At 69.4% G+C, this 16,073-nt stretch carries 15 protein-coding genes; 10 read left to right on the forward strand and 5 right to left on the reverse strand.

The window, feature by feature from the left end:
* Positions 1–34 precede the first annotated feature (34 nt).
* Positions 35–1,549, reverse strand: coding sequence for a gamma-aminobutyraldehyde dehydrogenase (locus tag ACH4EW_RS22095; RefSeq protein WP_398259379.1), 1,515 nt, complete (start codon positions 1,547–1,549; stop codon positions 35–37).
* Positions 1,550–1,765: 216 nt separating this feature from the next.
* Between ACH4EW_RS22095 and ACH4EW_RS22100 the strand changes: the two genes are divergently transcribed.
* Entirely contained in the window at positions 1,766–2,311 is a 546-nt protein-coding gene (locus ACH4EW_RS22100; RefSeq protein WP_398259559.1) for an NADAR family protein, read from the forward strand.
* A gap of 89 nt (positions 2,312–2,400) precedes the next feature.
* On the opposite strand, the gene ACH4EW_RS22105 is transcribed toward ACH4EW_RS22100, so the two are convergent.
* Positions 2,401–3,150 carry a DUF4190 domain-containing protein gene (locus ACH4EW_RS22105; protein ID WP_398259381.1) on the reverse strand — a complete coding sequence of 250 codons (750 nt, stop codon included), beginning with the start codon at positions 3,148–3,150 and terminating at the stop codon, positions 2,401–2,403.
* A 133-nt stretch (positions 3,151–3,283) separates the two neighbouring features.
* Here ACH4EW_RS22105 and ACH4EW_RS22110 point away from each other — a divergent pair, with 133 nt between their 5' ends.
* The 5 genes from ACH4EW_RS22110 (at position 3,284) to ACH4EW_RS22130 (ending at position 8,418) form a co-directional block, all read left to right on the forward strand.
* Complete coding sequence (locus ACH4EW_RS22110; protein ID WP_398259383.1) at positions 3,284–4,318, forward strand: adenosine deaminase; 1,035 nt, start codon at positions 3,284–3,286, stop codon at positions 4,316–4,318.
* A gap of 83 nt (positions 4,319–4,401) precedes the next feature.
* Positions 4,402–5,202 (forward strand): SAM-dependent methyltransferase, encoded by an 801-nt coding sequence (locus ACH4EW_RS22115; RefSeq protein ID WP_398259385.1) that lies wholly within the window; start codon positions 4,402–4,404, stop codon positions 5,200–5,202.
* Between the two features lie 65 nt (positions 5,203–5,267).
* Complete coding sequence (locus ACH4EW_RS22120) at positions 5,268–6,398, forward strand: sensor histidine kinase (protein WP_398259561.1); 1,131 nt, start codon at positions 5,268–5,270, stop codon at positions 6,396–6,398.
* Positions 6,395–7,099: a response regulator gene (locus tag ACH4EW_RS22125; protein WP_398259387.1), complete on the forward strand. Its 705-nt coding sequence runs from the start codon at positions 6,395–6,397 to the stop codon at positions 7,097–7,099. The genes ACH4EW_RS22120 and ACH4EW_RS22125 overlap by 4 nt, the downstream gene beginning before the upstream one ends.
* Before the next feature lie 113 nt (positions 7,100–7,212).
* Complete coding sequence (locus ACH4EW_RS22130; RefSeq protein WP_398259389.1) at positions 7,213–8,418, forward strand: serine hydrolase domain-containing protein; 1,206 nt, start codon at positions 7,213–7,215, stop codon at positions 8,416–8,418.
* 48 nt (positions 8,419–8,466) lie between these two features.
* On the opposite strand, the gene ACH4EW_RS22135 is transcribed toward ACH4EW_RS22130, so the two are convergent.
* From ACH4EW_RS22135 to ACH4EW_RS22145, 3 genes are all read right to left on the reverse strand, one after another.
* Entirely contained in the window at positions 8,467–9,009 is a 543-nt protein-coding gene (locus tag ACH4EW_RS22135) for a hypothetical protein (protein WP_398259391.1), read from the reverse strand.
* A gap of 54 nt (positions 9,010–9,063) precedes the next feature.
* A complete protein-coding gene (locus tag ACH4EW_RS22140) occupies positions 9,064–10,224 on the reverse strand; it encodes a PotD/PotF family extracellular solute-binding protein (RefSeq protein ID WP_398259563.1) in 1,161 nt (386 codons plus the stop codon).
* Positions 10,225–10,405: 181 nt separating this feature from the next.
* Entirely contained in the window at positions 10,406–11,845 is a 1,440-nt protein-coding gene (locus ACH4EW_RS22145; RefSeq protein WP_398259393.1) for a gamma-aminobutyraldehyde dehydrogenase, read from the reverse strand.
* A 178-nt stretch (positions 11,846–12,023) separates the two neighbouring features.
* Between ACH4EW_RS22145 and ACH4EW_RS22150 the strand changes: the two genes are divergently transcribed.
* From ACH4EW_RS22150 to ACH4EW_RS22165, 4 genes are all read left to right on the forward strand, one after another.
* Complete coding sequence (locus ACH4EW_RS22150) at positions 12,024–12,515, forward strand: Lrp/AsnC family transcriptional regulator (RefSeq protein ID WP_398259395.1); 492 nt, start codon at positions 12,024–12,026, stop codon at positions 12,513–12,515.
* Complete coding sequence (locus ACH4EW_RS22155) at positions 12,500–13,879, forward strand: aspartate aminotransferase family protein (RefSeq protein WP_398259397.1); 1,380 nt, start codon at positions 12,500–12,502, stop codon at positions 13,877–13,879. The genes ACH4EW_RS22150 and ACH4EW_RS22155 overlap by 16 nt, the downstream gene beginning before the upstream one ends.
* 287 nt (positions 13,880–14,166) lie before the next feature.
* Positions 14,167–14,901, forward strand: coding sequence for an ABC transporter ATP-binding protein (locus tag ACH4EW_RS22160; RefSeq protein WP_398259399.1), 735 nt, complete (start codon positions 14,167–14,169; stop codon positions 14,899–14,901).
* Positions 14,883–16,067, forward strand: a complete 1,185-nt coding sequence (locus ACH4EW_RS22165; RefSeq protein ID WP_398259401.1) for a hypothetical protein — start codon at positions 14,883–14,885, stop codon at positions 16,065–16,067. The genes ACH4EW_RS22160 and ACH4EW_RS22165 overlap by 19 nt, the downstream gene beginning before the upstream one ends.
* Positions 16,068–16,073: the final 6 nt, after the last annotated feature.

Raw genomic sequence — 16,073 nt, forward strand, 5'->3', positions numbered from 1 at the left:
CCCTCTCGGGTGTGTGTGGCCGGGGGCGGCCGGATTATCGGTCCCCGAAGATCGTGCGGTGCCAGTCCTTGCGGACGACCGCGGTGTTGTCGTACATGACGTGCTTGACCTGCGTGTACTCCTCGAAGGAGTACGCCGACATGTCCTTGCCGAAGCCACTGGCCTTGTATCCGCCGTGCGGCATCTCGCTGATGATCGGAATGTGGTCGTTGACCCAGACACAGCCCGCCTTGATCTCGCGGGTGGCGCGGTTCGCGCGGTACAGGTCGCGGCTCCAGGCGGAGGCGGCGAGTCCGTACGGGGTGTCGTTGGCGAGTCGGATGCCTTCGTCATCGGTGTCGAAGGGCAGCACGACCAGGACCGGGCCGAAGATCTCCGACTGGACGATCTCGCTGTCCTGGGCGGCACCGGCGACCAGGGTCGGCCGGTAGTAGGCGCCGGCCGCCAGTTCGCCGCCGGGGGCCTCGCCGCCGGTCACGACGGTGGCGTAGGCGCGGGCTCGCTCCACGAATCCGGCAACCCGGTCCCGCTGGGCATGGCTGATCAGCGGGCCGAGGTCGGTCGACGGGTCGAAGGGGTCGCCGAGCCGGACGGTTTCCATCAGTCCGGCGACGCCCTGCACGAAGGCGTCGTAGAGCGGGCGCTGGACGTAGGCGCGGGTGGCGGCGGTGCAGTCCTGGCCGGTGTTGATGAGCGCTCCGGCGACCGCGCCGTGGACCGCGGCTTCGAGGTCGGCGTCGTCGAAGACCACGAAGGGGGCCTTGCCGCCGAGTTCGAGGTGGAGGCGCTTGACGGTGGAGGTGGCGATCTCCGCGACCCGCTTGCCGACGGCGGTGGAGCCCGTGAAGGAGGTCATGACGACGTCCGGGTGGCCTACGAGATGCTCGCCGGCTTCCTTGCCCGCCCCGGTGACGATGTTGATCACACCGTCCGGGATGCCCGCCGCGGTGGCCGCCTGGGCGAACATCAGCGAGGTCAGCGGGGTGATCTCGGCGGGCTTCAGCACGATCGTGTTGCCCGCGGCGATGGCCGGGAGAATCTTCCAGGCGGCCATCTGGAGCGGGTAGTTCCAGGGCGCGATGGAGCCGACGACGCCGATCGCCTCACGGCGTACGTACGAGGTGTGGTCACCGTCGTACTCGGCGGCCGACTTGCCCTCCAGGTGGCGGGCGGCGCCCGCGAAGAAGGAGGTGTTGTCCACGGTGCCGGGCACATCGAACTCGGTGGAGAGCTTGATCGGCTTGCCGCACTGGAGCGACTCGACATACGCGAAGTCGTCGGCCTGCTCGGCGAGGACGGCGGCGAAACGGTGCATCGCTTCGGCCCGCTCGGACGGCGTCGCACCCGACCAGCCGGGGAATGCCTCGCGTGCGGCGGCGACCGCCGCGTCGACGTCGGCGGTGCCCGCCAGTTCATAGGTGTAGACGGTCTCGCCCGTTGCCGGATTCACCACATCGTGGTGACGTCCCGATGTTCCGGACCGCAGCTTTCCGCCGATGTACTGTGCGCCGTCCGCGAAGCGGTCCCGCACCTGGATGCCGTTGCCCATGACGATCTCCTCCGCCGCGTTCCCCGGAGTGCGGGAGCGGCGTAGCCTCTGCTCGATTTGACTGCCGATCCTGACAGAGGAGTTTGACTCCAACAAGTGATTCCGTTGTTGCCTTTTGGTTACGCAACGGAATCTGTCGACCATGTGTCGCGTTCTTGCGGAATTCCCCGTACGGAGTGTCAGTGGCGGATGCCAGACTCGCGTGTCATGGAACATATGAAGGATCTCCTGGCGCGAACAGGGCGCGGCGAGAAGGTGAAGTATCTGCGCTTCTGGGGGCACCGCCCGCGGCCCGACGGCAGCATCGGTGCGAGCTGTCTCAGTCAGTGGTGGCCTGCGCCCTTCACGGTCGGCGGGGTGACGTATGCATCTGCCGAGCACTGGATGATGGCCGCCAAGGCACGGCTTTTCGGGGATGCGGAGGCAGAGGTCCGCGCAGTGTCGGCGAAGAGCCCTGCCCAGGCGAAGAAGGTGGGCCGGCTGGTCCGCGGTTTCGACGAGGCGGTGTGGGAGCGCGAGCGGTACGCACTGGTGGTGGCCGGCAGTGTCCACAAGTTCGGCCACCACCCGGAGCTGCGGGAATTCCTGCTGAACACCGGGGACCGGGTGCTGGTCGAGGCGAGCCCGATGGACCGGATCTGGGGCATCGGGCTGGCGGCGGACGACCCGCGTGCGGAGAATCCGGCGACCTGGCGGGGGCTGAATCTGCTCGGGTTCGCGTTGATGGACGCGCGGGCGGAACTACGTGCCCCCAGGTCGTAAGACCGGGCGGGCCGGAGTCCGGCCCGCCCGGCCATCGGGTGGGATACGACACCGGCACCGCAGGTTCCGGCACCGGGGCTCGATGTCGGCTATCGCGTGACGCCGACGACCAGCGATGTGGAGTACGGGTCGTCGTTGTAGGTGTTGTCGTCCAATTCCTCGGCATGGGTGACGAACAGCCAGATGAAGAAGCTGATGATCGCCACACCGAGAGCGATGCCGATGGACCCCAGGATGACCCCGGCGAGCGCCTGACCGCTGTTGGTCGCCTCACCGCGATTCGCCCGCTTGCGGCCCAGGATGCCGAAGATCAGGGCGAGTGCGCCCAGGATCAGGCTGGGTATCCCGTAGAGGCAGAACAGACAGACGGCCAGGATGCCGAGCACCATGGCTGCCGTACCCATGCCGTTGGAAGGCACGGGACCGCCCCAAGGTGCCTGGTTGTAGCCGGCGTACCCCGGGTAGCTGCCGTACTGGGGAGCCGGCGCTGCCGGGTAGCCGTACTGTCCCGCGGCCGGCGGGACCTGCTGACCCGGTCCGTTCGGTGCGATCGGCGGCGGCGGGACCTCCCCGGGACCGAACCCTGGACCGAACCCTGGACCGAACCCGGCCCCGGAGCCGGGCACCGGCCCGGTCTGCGCTGCCGCGCCGAACCCCGGTCCCGTGGGCTGCGCGGGGCCGTCCCCCATACCCGGCATCGAGGTCACCGTCGGCTGATCGTGCACAGAAGGCGGCCGGGGAATGCCGGCCGGCTTCTCCAGCGGCGCCCTGCTGTCCGGCGGAGCCCACGGATCGCGCGGCGCAGCTCCGCCCGCGGGCTGCTCTGTGTTGTCTGACATGGGCCTCCCCCATCGTGATCCCGTCATGCTACGACCCACCACCGCGCGGCAGGTCCCGGCCTACGATGATCCCCGTCCCCTGCCCGGCCGACCGCACCCGGCGCCCGGCCCGTCCCACGCCCCGGAGTATCCGATGACCGATCTGCGCCCCTTCATCGCGGGGCTGCCCAAGGCGGAACTGCATGTCCACCATGTCGGGTCCGCCTCGCCCCGCATCGTCGCCGAGCTGGCCGCGCACCACCCGGACTCCAAGGTCCCCACCGCCCCCGAGGCGCTGGCCGACTACTTCACGTTCACGGACTTCGGGCACTTCATCGACGTGTATCTCTCCGTCGTGGACCTGATCCGCACCCCGGAGGACGTTCGGCTGCTGACCTTCGAGGTCGCCCGTGACATGGCCCGCCAGAACATCCGTTACGCCGAGCTGACCGTCACCCCGTTCAGCTCGACCCGGCGCGGCATCCCGGAACAGGGGTTCATGGAGGCGATAGAGGATGCCCGCAAGGCAGCCGAGGCCGAGCTCGGGGTCGTCCTGCGCTGGTGCTTCGACATTCCCGGCGAGGCCGGGCTCGAATCAGCCGAGGAGACCACCCGGCTCGCCGTGGACCTGCGGCCCGAGGGGCTCGTCTCGTTCGGGCTCGGCGGCCCGGAGGTCGGCGTGGAGCGCCCGCAGTTCAAGCCCTACTTCGACCGGGCGATCGCCGAGGGCCTGCACTCCGTGCCGCACGCCGGGGAGACCACCGGGCCGCAGACCGTCTGGGACGCGCTGACCCATCTGCGCGCCGAGCGCATCGGCCACGGCACCAACTCCGTCCAGGACCCGAAGCTGCTGGCCCACCTCGCCGAGCACCGCATCCCGCTGGAGGTCTGCCCGACCTCGAACATCGCGACCCGCGCGGTGGCCGACATCGAGCAGCACCCGGTCAGGGAGATGGTGCAGGCGGGTGTCCTGGTCACCATCAACAGCGACGACCCGCCGATGTTCGGCACGGACCTCAACAACGAGTACGCGGTGGCCGCCCGTCTCCTCGGTCTGGACGAGCGGGGTCTCGCGGCGCTGGCGAAGAACGCGGTCGAGGCGTCGTACCTCGACGCGGCCGGCAGGCGGACACTGGCCGCCGAGATCGACACATACACGACGAACTGGCTGGACGGCACCGGTCGCTGACCCCGGTGGCCACAATCGGTCCGGCATCATGGACAGCGCCGCATCCGCCGTGATGCGAGGCCCGGAGCCAGAGGAGCAGAGACGTGACCGAAGCCCGCACCACCCCTCTCAACGAGCGCATCCGTTCCGACATCGCCCACAACGCGCGGGTCTGGAACTACTGGCTCAGCGGCAAGGACAACTACCCCGTGGACCGGGCGGTCGGCGACCAGGTCACCGGCATGTATCCGAGCATCGGCGAAGTGGCGCGCGCCGACCGGGCGTTCCTGGGGCGGGCCGTCCGGTTTCTCGCCGGTGACGCGAGGATCGGCCAGTTCCTCGACATAGGCACCGGCCTGCCGACCGCCGACAACACACACGAGGTCGCCCAGCACACCGCCCCCGACTCCCGCATCGTGTACGTCGACAACGACCCGATCGTGCTGGCGCACGCCCGCGCACTGCTCACCAGCTCGCCGGAGGGCGCGACCGAGTACATCGACGCCGACGCCCACCACCCGGAACAGATCCTGCGGGCCGTCGAACCGACGCTGGACCTGAAGAAGCCGGTCGCGGTCATGATGCTGGGCATCCTGAACTTCATCCTCGACACGGACGAGGCACGCAGGATCGTACGGACGCTGATGGACGCGATGCCGTCCGGCAGCTATCTGGCACTCACGCATCCCACCCTGGAGCTGGGCGGTGAGGGCAACGAGGCGGCGATGCGGTTCTGGAACGAGAACGCCACCCCGCCGATCATTGCCCGCAGCCGTGCCGAGTTCACCACGTTCCTCGAAGGCCTGGAGCTTGTCGAGCCGGGCATCGTCTCATGTGCCCGCTGGCGCGCCGCGCCCGGTGCGGTGCAGGTCGCCCAGTTCGGCGCGGTCGCGCGGAAGCCGTAGTGGGCCTACGGGGGATACGGGCGCGCGCCCGGGGGCTGGGGACCACTGGCCCCTGGGCGGCGGACATCGGGGTGGCCCTGCTGGTTCAGGCCGCGGTGTCCGCGCCCTGGCTGGTTCCCAGGGATCCCCGTCTGGAGCCGGCGACGGCGACGGCGTACCTGCTGACCACCCTCACTGTCGTGCCGCTCGTGTGGCGACGCCGCGCGCCGGTGAGCGTACTCCTCGCCGTATTCGCGACACAGGCACTGTACGGGCTCGCCATCGACGGCCCGGGACAGACTCTGCCTTACACAGGTCTGGTCGCCCTCTACACGGTGGCGGCGCTCGCGCCCTCGCCCAGGCGCCAGGCGTTCGGCGCCCTGACGCTCGCCCTGGTCTTCCCAGCGACCGCGTTCCATACGGGTGAGGTGCGTGAGCTGGTGTTCTCACTCATCGTCTTCTCCGCCGCGTACGGCTTCGGCAGGCTCACCCACACCCGGCAGGCCTACACCCGGGCCGTGGAGGACCGGGCCCGTCAGCTGGAGCTGACGCACCGGATCGAGGCCGAGCAGGCCGCGGCCCGTGAACGGGCGCGGATCGCCCGGGAGATGCACGACATCCTCTCCCATGCGGTCAGCCTGATGGTCGTGCAGGCGGAGGCCGGTCCGGTGGCGGTCCGTACGGCGCCGGAGCGCGCGGAGGCGGCGTTCGACGCCATCTCGGAGACGGGCCGGGACGCCATGGTGCAGCTGCGCCGGATGCTCGGCGTGCTGCGCGAGAGGGAGACGGACCACGAGTCGTCGCGCGAGCCCCAGCCCGCACTGGCCGCGCTGCCCGGGCTCGTCGAGCGGGTCCGCGGCAGCGGCCTGGCGGTCTCCTTCGAAGTCACGGGCCCGGCCCGGCCGTTGGCGCTGGACACCGAGGCCGCGGTCTACCGGATCGTGCAGGAGGCCCTGACGAACGTGGTCAGGCACGCCGCCGCCCGGACGGTGTCCGTGCAGCTGGTCCACGGCCCCGGCGAACTGCTCGTCCGCATCGTCGACGACGGGCGCGGTCCCGGCTCGGGGACCGGCGCCGGACTCGGCCTGGTGGGCATTGCCGAACGGGCGGCCGCCCACGGCGGAACGGCCCGCACCGGCCCCGGCCCGAACGGCCGGGGGTTCCGGGTGGAGGTCACCCTGCCCCGAGTAACGTCCCATGTGGAGGTGTGCAGTTGACGATTCGCGTAGTGGTGGCCGACGACCAGGAGCTGGTGCGCAGCGGCTTCGCGATGATCCTGGACGCTCAGCCGGACATCGAGGTCCTCGCGGAGGCCGGTGACGGTGCGCAGGCGGTCGAAGCGGTGCGCCGGCTGAAGCCCGAAGTCGCCCTGCTGGACATCCGGATGCCGGTCATGGACGGGATCGAGGCCTGTCGCACCATCAGCGCGGAGACCGGCTGCCGGACGGTCATACTCACCACGTTCGACTCCGACGAGTACGTCTACGAGGCGCTGCACGCGGGAGCGAGCGGCTTTCTGCTGAAGGATGTCCGCAGGGACGACCTGGTGCACGCGGTACGGGTGGTGGCGGCCGGCGATTCCCTGCTCGCCCCCTCGGTGGCCCGCCGGCTGATCGCCGAGTACACCTCCCGCCCCGTCGTCGCCTCCTTCTGCGAGCGGCTCGGTGTGCTGACCGCCCGCGAGCGTGAGACGCTGCTGCATCTGGCCCGGGGTCTGTCGAACGCGGAGATCGCAGCGGCACTGGTCGTCAGCGAACACACGGTGAAGACCCATGTGGGCAATGTGCTCTCCAAACTGGGCCTGCGCGACCGCATCCAAGCAGTGATCTGCGCATACGAGACCGGTCTTGTCGCTCCCTCGCCGGAGGGAGCCGAAGCGCTGCTCTCCCCCGCACAGGTGAGAAGAACTCCCTCCTGAGATCCCCCGCTCCGGGGATCCGCCGGGGCCCGGCGCTCACCAGGATGGAATCCGACAACAGCGACGGCCCAGCGCCTGGGCCGTCATGGATTCCACGCCCCGGAGGCACCACGATGAACGCCCGCACCCGCACCGTCCTCGCTACCGCCCTGGCCCTCGGTATCGCGGCGGGCCCGGCCGCTGCGGCCCTGGCCGCAAGCGCCCCGAGGCCCGCCGCCACGAGCACCGCGGCAAAGGCGCCGGCCTTCGGCACTCCGGACGCGAAGGCGCTGGCCGCTGCCATCGCCGGGCTGCCGGGCGACACCGCGACGGCCGCGCTGGTAAGGGTCTCGGGCACCTCCGGTGCCTGGCGCGGCAGCTCCGGCGTCCACGATGTGAGGTCGGGCCGCCCGGCCGACCCGGATGCCCGGTTCCGGGCCGGTTCGGTGACCAAGGTCTTCACGGCGGCCACGGTGCTCCAGCTCGCCACCGAGAAGAGGCTCGACCTGGACCGGCCGGTGCGGGCCTATCTTCCGGAGCTTATCCCGGCGGCGTACAAGAAGGTCACCGTGCGCCAGTTGCTGAACCACACCAGTGGTCTGCCCCCCGCCGATCTGCCCGGCACGACCGTGGAGGAGTGGTACGAGAACCGCTTCGTGATCCACACCCCTCGCGAGATGGTCGCCTCGGCGACAGCGAAGCGGGCGGAGTTCCCGGCCGGGACGCGGCAGCACTACCTCAACATCAACTACACCGTGGCCGGGCTGCTGATCGAGAGGGTCACCGGCCACACGTACGAGAGCGAGGTCGCCCGTCGCATACTCAAACCGCTTGATCTGCACGGTACTTCGTACCCCGGCACCGATCCCCGCATCCACGGGCCGCACAACCACGGCTACCAGAGGATGAGGCTCGACGACGGCACGACCGGACTGCGCGATGTAAGCGTCTGGGGTGCGACCGACGGCTGGGCGGCGGGCGACATCATCTCCACCACCGCCGATCTGGAGCGGTTCACCGAGGCCCTGTTCCGCGGCCGGGTGGTGCGCGGGCCGTTGCTGGAAGAGATGTTCATGCTGCCCGGCCCCTCGGTCCGTGACTACGAGTCCGACGCACCCGCGGCGTACAGCGCGGGCCTGACCTCGTGGCGGCTGGGCGGCCACCGGGTGTGGGGCAAGACCGGTGGCCGCTGGGGTTACAACGCCGGGATCGGGGGCACCCGCGATCTCTCCCGCACCCTCGTCTACAGCGTGAATTCCACGGACGCGAAGGGGCAGGGCGCCAACGACGTCGTGATGGGCCTGATCGTCAGCGCCTTCGGGGCCCCGACGCGGGAGTGACTCGGAGTCTGTCGGGTGACCTCTGCTCGGGCGTGATCCGACAGGCTCTCAGACGGCCGTCGCAGCGGACACCGGCTCCAGCGGCTGTTCCTGCGGCAGCGCCTCCAGCTGCTTGATCATGCGGCGTACGACGAGCAGCGGGATCACCCCGAAGACCCCGAACGACATGTCGATGACCGACCACCAGAAGGGGATGTCCCGGATCGGTCCGCAGATCAGGGCGAGCGGGATGATCCCGGCGCAGGCGATCATCCCGAACTCGATGACCCAGATGTTGCGGACCGGGTCGCGGTAGGGGCCGTAGAAGGCGACCGCGATGACGAGGTGCGCGAAGGCCAGCCAGTCGGTGCCGTACAGCACGAAGGGGTACTTCGCATCGGCCTCGTCGAGACCGGTGCGGACCCGGGTGATCCACTCCATCAGGGCCGGGAAGTGCTCGGGAACGGGAGAAGCCGAGGACTTCAACAGATCCTCGGCCCAGCGGAGTTCATGGACGAGCGGGAAGGCGGTCAGCCCGCTCAGCACCAGACAGACGATAAAGAAGACCAACCACACGCGTATGCGCCTCAGCAGGGCTCTTCGCTCGATCATGTCCGCAGCGTACGCCCATGTTTACGCGCCCCTTACGCCACCCCGGGGCCGCTGTCACAACCCGACGATGGAGTTCCACTTCTTCGCGAAATCGGGGCGCTCCTCGGACGTGATGTCGCGGGCGATCGCCAGCCGCTTGCGCATCGCCTCATCGGGGAAGATCAGCGGTTCCTCCGCGAGCGCGGCGGTCTCCTCGTCCTTGGAGGAGGCCAGCACCTCGCGGGCGGCGGGGACGGGGCAGACGTAGTTGACCCAGGCCGCCAGTTCCGCGGCGACCTCGGGCTCGTAGTAGTAGTCGACGAGCTTCTCGGCGTTGCGCTTGTGGCGCGCGAGGTTGGGGATCATGAGTGACTCGGCCCAGAGTTCGCCCCCCTCCTCGGGTACCACGAACTCGATCTCCGGGTTGTCGGCCTGCAGTTGGATGACATCGCCGGAGTAGGCCTGGCAGGCGAGTACATCGCCGGTCGACAGGTCCTTGATGTAGTCGTTGCCGGTGAAGCGGCGGATGTGCTTCTTCTTCACCAGCTTCTCCACCTGGTCGCACACCTCGTAGAAGTCGTCGCGCTTCCAGCGGGTGACGTCGACGCCGTTGCCCAGCAACAGAAGGGCCAAGGACTCGTCGAGCCCGGACAGCAGTGTGACCTTGCCCCTCAGGTCGTCCGCCCACAGATCGCTCAGGCTCCTGATCTCGCGGCCGAGCTTCTTGCGGTTGTACGCGATGCCGGTGATCCCGGACTGCCAGGGGACGCTGTGCGTCCGGCCCTTGTCGAAGGCGGGAGAACGCAGCAGCGGATCGAGGTACTTGGCTACGTTGGGCTGCTTGGCCCGGTCCATCTCCTGCACCCAGCCGAGCCGTACGAACCGGGCGGCCATCCAGTCGCTGACGACGATCAGGTCCCGGCCGGTCTCCTGATGGTTCATCAGCGCCGGGCTGATCTTCCCGAAGAACTCGTCGTTGTCGTTGATCTCCTCGGTGTACGTGACGGAGATCCCGGTCCGCTTGCTGAACGCGTCGAGGGTGGGCCGCTTCGACGTCTTGTCGTCGGTGTCGATGTAGAGGGGCCAGTTCGCGAAGTGCAGGGTGTGGTCGCTCGCCGAGGTGTCGCGTCCGGCACGGTCACCGGGCTCCACATAGGCGGCGGGCACTCCGCAGCCGGCCAGCGATACACCGGCCGCTCCGGCCCCGAAGGCGCGCAGCAGGGACCGGCGGGACATGGGGTTCTTCGGGATTGCTCGCACCTGCGCAGGATGCCGGTCGGGCGACGGCGCGGGCAATGTACCAACCGTCCAGCGGTACACGCTCCGTCCGCACACCCTGTCGATGCTGTTGCCGATACCGGGAACGGAAACGGCCCCGGGCTCGTGCCCGGGGCCGTACACCGCAGCTGACGAAGAATCAGTCGTCGAGCGAGGTCATGACGTGCTTGATGCGGGTGTAGTCCTCGAAGCCGTACGCGGAGAGGTCCTTGCCGTAGCCGGACTTCTTGAATCCGCCGTGCGGCATCTCGGCGACGAGCGGGATGTGGGTGTTGATCCACACACAGCCGAAGTCGAGGTTCCTGGACATCCGCATGGCGCGGGAGTGGTCCTTGGTCCACACCGAGGAGGCCAGGGCGTACTCGACGCCGTTGGCGTACTCGACGGCCTGGGTCTCGTCCGTGAACTTCTGGACGGTGATGACCGGGCCGAAGACCTCGTTCTGGATGATCTCGTCGTCCTGCTGAAGGCCGGAGACGACGGTCGGGGCGTAGAAGTAGCCCTTCTCGCCGACCCGGTGGCCGCCCGCCTCGACCTTGGCGTGGGCGGGGAGCCGCTCGATGAAGCCGCTCACCTGCTTCAGCTGGTTGGCGTTGTTGAGCGGTCCGTACAGCACGTCCTCGTCGTCCGGCTGCCCCGTCTTGGTATCGGCGGCGGCCTTGGCGAGAGCGGTGACGAACTCGTCATGGATCGACTCGTGGACCAGGACGCGGGTCGCGGCCGTGCAGTCCTGGCCCGCGTTGAAGAAGCCCGCGACGGAGATGCCCTCGACGGCCTTGGCGATGTCGGTGTCCTCGAACACGACGACCGGGGCCTTGCCGCCGAGCTCCAGGTGGACCCGCTTGACGTCCTTGGCGGCGGATTCGGCGACTTGCATGCCGGCCCGCACCGAACCGGTGATGGAGGCCATCGCCGGGGTCGGGTGCTCGACCATCGCGCGGCCGGTGTCGCGGTCGCCGCAGATGACGTTGAAGACGCCCTTGGGGAGGATCTGGCCGATGATCTCGGCCATCAGCACGGTCGACGCCGGGGTGGTGTCGGACGGCTTGAGGACGACGGTGTTGCCCGCGGCGAGCGCCGGGGCGAACTTCCAGACGGCCATCATCATCGGGTAGTTCCACGGCGCGACCTGCGCGCAGACACCGACCGGCTCGCGGCGGATGATGGAGGTGAGGCCCTCCATGTACTCGCCGGCCGAGCGGCCTTCGAGCATCCGCGCGGCACCCGCGAAGAAGCGGATCTGGTCCACCATCGGCGGGACCTCTTCGGTGCGGGTGAGCTCGATGGGCTTGCCCGTGTTCTCCGACTCGGCGGCGATGAGGTCCTCGGCGCGCTCCTCGAAGGCGTCCGCGATCTTCAGCAGGGCCTTCTGACGCTCGGCGGGCGTGGTGTCGCGCCAGGCGGGGAAAGCGGCCGCGGCGGCGTCCATCGCGGCATCGACATCGGCCTGGCCGGAGAGCGGCGAGGTTGCGTAGACCTCTTCCGTCGCCGGGTTGACCACATCGATGGTCCGCCCGTCAGCGGCGTCCCGGAACTCTCCGTTGATGTAGTTGCGCAGACGGCGCACCTCGGTGGTCACAACCACCCCTCCTGTCGACACGTCCAGTGGATGAGGTGACCAGCCTAGTCGCTCGGGTGTCGCTTTCGACATGCCCACCCGCCGAGAACTTCGGATTCAGTGAGATCAAGACCTCCAAACAACGAATTTCATCGATCTGGGCTTGCCAGACCGACGAGTCCCGGTGCACAGTGGATGCGTGGCCAGTCGCAGCGCAGACTCCAGGACCGGGAACGGATCGTCCCCAGCAGTCGATGCCGTATCCCTCGCAATCATCGAGCAGCTCCAGGAGGACGGGCGTCGTCCGTACGCCGCGATCGGCAAGGCCGTCGGCCTCTCCGAGGCGGCCGTGCGGCAGCGCGTCCAGAAGCTGCTCGACCAGGGCGTGATGCAGATCGTCGCCGTCACGGACCCGCTGACCGTGGGATTCCGTCGGCAGGCGATGGTCGGCATCAATGTCGTCGGCGACCTCGATCCCGTCGCAGAGGCGCTGTCGGCCATGGCCGAGTGCGAGTACGTGGTGATGACCGCGGGCTCCTTCGACCTGATGGTGGAGATCGTCTGCGAGGACGACGACCACCTGCTGGAAACGATCAACAAACGCATCCGGGCCATCCCCGGTGTGCGCTCCACCGAAAGCTTCGTGTACCTGAAGCTCAAGAAGCAGACCTACATGTGGGGAACCCGATAGCCGTGAGCAAGGACCTCAGCCGAACCGCGTACGACCACCTGTGGATGCATTTCACCCGCATGTCGGACTACGAGAACGCGCCCGTTCCCACCATCGTGCGTGGCGAGGGCACCTACATCTACGACGACCAGGGCAAGCGCTACCTCGACGGCCTGTCCGGCCTGTTCGTGGTCAACGCCGGTCACGGCCGCCACGAGCTCGCCGAGGCGGCGTACAAGCAGGGCCAGGAGCTCGCCTTCTTCCCGGTCTGGTCCTACGCCCACCCGAAGGCCGTCGAGCTGGCCGAGCGCCTCGCAGAGTACGCGCCGGGCGACCTCAACAAGGTCTTCTTCACCACCGGTGGCGGCGAGGCCGTCGAGACCGCCTGGAAGCTGGCCAAGCAGTACTTCAAGCTCCAGGGCAAGCCGACCAAGTACAAGGTCATCTCGCGTGCGGTCGCCTACCACGGCACCCCGCAGGGCGCCCTGTCGATCACCGGCCTGCCGGGCCTGAAGGCCCCCTTCGAGCCGCTGGTCCCCGGCGCGCACAAGGTGCCGAACACCAACATCTACCGCGCCCCGATTTACGGCGACGACCCGGAGGCCTTCGGCCGCTGGGCCGCCGACCAGATCGAGCAGGAGATCCTCTTCGAGGGCCCGGACACCGTCGCCGCGGTCTTCCTGGAGCCGGTGCAGAACGCCGGTGGCTGCTTCCCGCCGCCGCCCGGATACTTCCAGCGCGTGCGCGAGATCTGCGACAAGTACGACGTGCTGCTCGTCTCCGACGAGGTCATCTGCGCCTTCGGCCGTCTCGGCACGATGTTCGCCTGCGACAAGTTCGGCTACGTGCCGGACATGATCACCTGCGCCAAGGGCATGACCTCGGGCTACTCCCCGATCGGTGCCTGCATCGTCTCGGACCGCATCGCCGCGCCGTTCTACGAGGGCGGCAACACCTTCCTGCACGGCTACACCTTCGGTGGCCACCCGGTCTCCGCGGCGGTCGGCCTCGCCAACCTCGACATCTTCGAGCGCGAGGGCCTCAACCAGCACGTCCTGGACAACGAGAACGCGTTCTTCACGACGCTGCAGAAGCTGCTCGACCTGCCGATCGTCGGCGACGTCCGCGGCAACGGCTTCTTCTACGGCATCGAGCTGGTGAAGGACAAGGCGACCAAGGAGACCTTCACCGACGAGGAGACCGAGCGCGTACTGTACGGCTTCCTCTCCAAGGCGCTGTACGACAACGGCCTGTACTGCCGGGCCGACGACCGCGGCGACCCGGTCGTCCAGCTCGCGCCGCCGCTGATCTCCGACCAGTCGACGTTCGACGAGATCGAGGGCATTCTGCGGACCGTCCTCACGGAGGCCTGGACCAAGCTCTGACCACCGGTCCGACCGGCTGACCGACCACGGATCGGACAGCCGGTCACCCTGTCCGCCCGTCCGCCGGACGGCCCTGCGGCTTGACCACCGCTTGACCGGCTTGCAGCGGTCATTTCATACGGTCCACACGGCCCGGATGCGCCTATTCGAGTGGGATGAAGCGCACCCGGGCCGTGTGCTGTGCCCACACCGCGGTTCGAATCCTTACGGTGCCGAGTGACCGATCGGCCCCTCTTCGTTCCCCCGTAAGGGGGACGGGACACACGATCTGAACCGAGGTGTACGCCATGGTGGACCCGCCGGACAACGACGTGATCTGGGCGCGTTCCCTGCGCCACTCCCACAACGGCTCACCCGCGCTCTGCGGAGTCTCCATGGGTGTCCACGACGGCGAGATCCTCGCCGTGACCGGCCCCAGGGGCAGCGGCAAGACAACTCTGCTGCACTGCCTCTCCGGTCAACTGGTGCCCCAGCAGGGCGAGGTGTGGTTCAACAGCGTCCCCGTCCACACCCTGGGCCCGCGACTGCGCGAACGGCTGCGCCGCGACAAGTTCGGCTGGATCGCCCCCGAGCCCCAGCTCGTGCCGGAGCTGAACGCCTGGGAGAACGTGGCTCTTCCACTGCTGCTGCGCGGCGCCTCGCGCCGGGAGGCGAAGCGGGCCGGCCTGGAATGGCTGGAGCGGCTGGACATCGGCGTGTGCGCCAGGAAGCGACCGCACACTCTGCTCCAGGGGCAGCGCCAGCGGATCGCCGTGGCCCGTGCACTGGCCGCCTCACCCTCGGTGCTCTTCGCCGACGAACCGACCGCGACCCTGCACCTCAGCGACCGGACGCATGTGCTGCGCACCCTCACGAGCGCGGCCCGCTCACACGGCATCACGGTGGTGCTCGCCACGCATGACGCGGAGGTCGCCGCCCTCGCCGACCGTACGGTCCCGCTGCTGGACGGCCGCCCAGTCGCCACCGTCGCCCTGCCCGTATCCGATGCGGAGGGCAGGGCGGCGTGCTCGCTCTCCGTCTAGCCCGGGGTTCCCATCCGCTGGTTCTGATGCGGCGGCTGCTGGTCGCGGCCGCCTCCGCCGGGGTCGGCTTCCTGCTGCTGTGCGCCCTTGGCTACGCACTGGGGCACCCGGCGCACTCCAGCGCGGCCGTGCTGCGGCTGCTGTGGTGCTTCGTACCGCTCGCCGCCACCGTGCAGTTCGCGGTGGCCGTGGCCCGTACGGACCCGAGCACCCGGCCTCGCTCCGGGCTGTCCGCCGTGGGCCTCGGGCCGCTCAGGCTCACTGTGCTGGCCGCGGTCTCCACAGCCGTCTCCTGCACCCTCGGGTCGATGGTGGCCCTGCTGTTCTTCCTGCATCTGCGCGGCGACCTGTCCGGGCTGCCGTTCGACGGTGCGGCGGCAGGACTGCTCGACGCGGGCGCCCCGCTGCCGCTCGCGGCCGCGCTCGTGCTGCTGTCCCTGGTCCCGCTGACCGCTGCGACGGCCAGCGGGCTGGCACTTCGCGCCCGGCCGGTCTCGACAACGGTCCCGGACGACGGCTCCTCGGACGACACGCCGGAGGACCGGCCGCCCGCTCCGGCGGCGCCCCCGACCGGGCTGCCGTGGGGAGTGTCGCTGATCACGGCCGGCCTCGCCGTCGAGGCGTACCTGAGCCGCGGCGACGGGCGCAGCCTGCTCCCGCTCCCCGGCGGGCTCGGCGCCACCCCGGCCGGAGTGCTGGCGGGGTGGGCACTGACGGCCGTCGGCCTGGCCATGGCCGGACCCGGCCTGGCGTATCTCTGCGGGCGGCTCCTGCAGGCGGTGCGCCCCGGCGCCGTACGGCTGCTGGCCGGCCGGGTGCTGATGGACGAGGCGCGCCGGATCGGCGGGCCGCTCGGTGTGGTCTGTGCGGTGCTCTCCGCGGTGATCGCCGCCTACGCGCTGTACGGGACGGGGCCGCGCCCCTTCGGCCCGCTCACAGCAATGGGCGCGGTGCTCGTCCTCGGCTGTACGTCGGCGACGCTGCTGACCTCGGCGCTTGAAGCCAGGCAGGACCACACCCGCACGGCGCGGGCGCTGCTGCGGCTGGGTGCCCCGGCTTCGGCGCGGTGGGCCGCGACGGCCCTGCGCGCCGTCACGCTGCTGGTCGTCTTCCTCCCGCTGACCTGGCTGGTCGCCGAGCTGGCGGCGCTGCCGCTGACGGCCTGAGGACGC

Source organism: Streptomyces sp. NPDC018000, assembly GCF_044328025.1.
Classification (GTDB): Bacteria; Actinomycetota; Actinomycetes; order Streptomycetales; family Streptomycetaceae; genus Streptomyces.

Coding starts and splice junctions, on each gene's coding strand:
- ACH4EW_RS22095 (WP_398259379.1), bottom strand. CDS start 1,549: ATGGGCAACGGCATCCAGGTGCGGGACCGCTTCGCGGACGGCGCACAG.
- ACH4EW_RS22100 (WP_398259559.1), top strand. CDS start 1,766: ATGAAGGATCTCCTGGCGCGAACAGGGCGCGGCGAGAAGGTGAAGTAT.
- ACH4EW_RS22105 (WP_398259381.1), bottom strand. CDS start 3,150: ATGTCAGACAACACAGAGCAGCCCGCGGGCGGAGCTGCGCCGCGCGAT.
- ACH4EW_RS22110 (WP_398259383.1), top strand. CDS start 3,284: ATGACCGATCTGCGCCCCTTCATCGCGGGGCTGCCCAAGGCGGAACTG.
- ACH4EW_RS22130 (WP_398259389.1), top strand. CDS start 7,213: ATGAACGCCCGCACCCGCACCGTCCTCGCTACCGCCCTGGCCCTCGGT.
- ACH4EW_RS22135 (WP_398259391.1), bottom strand. CDS start 9,009: ATGATCGAGCGAAGAGCCCTGCTGAGGCGCATACGCGTGTGGTTGGTC.
- ACH4EW_RS22140 (WP_398259563.1), bottom strand. CDS start 10,224: ATGTCCCGCCGGTCCCTGCTGCGCGCCTTCGGGGCCGGAGCGGCCGGT.
- ACH4EW_RS22160 (WP_398259399.1), top strand. CDS start 14,167: ATGGTGGACCCGCCGGACAACGACGTGATCTGGGCGCGTTCCCTGCGC.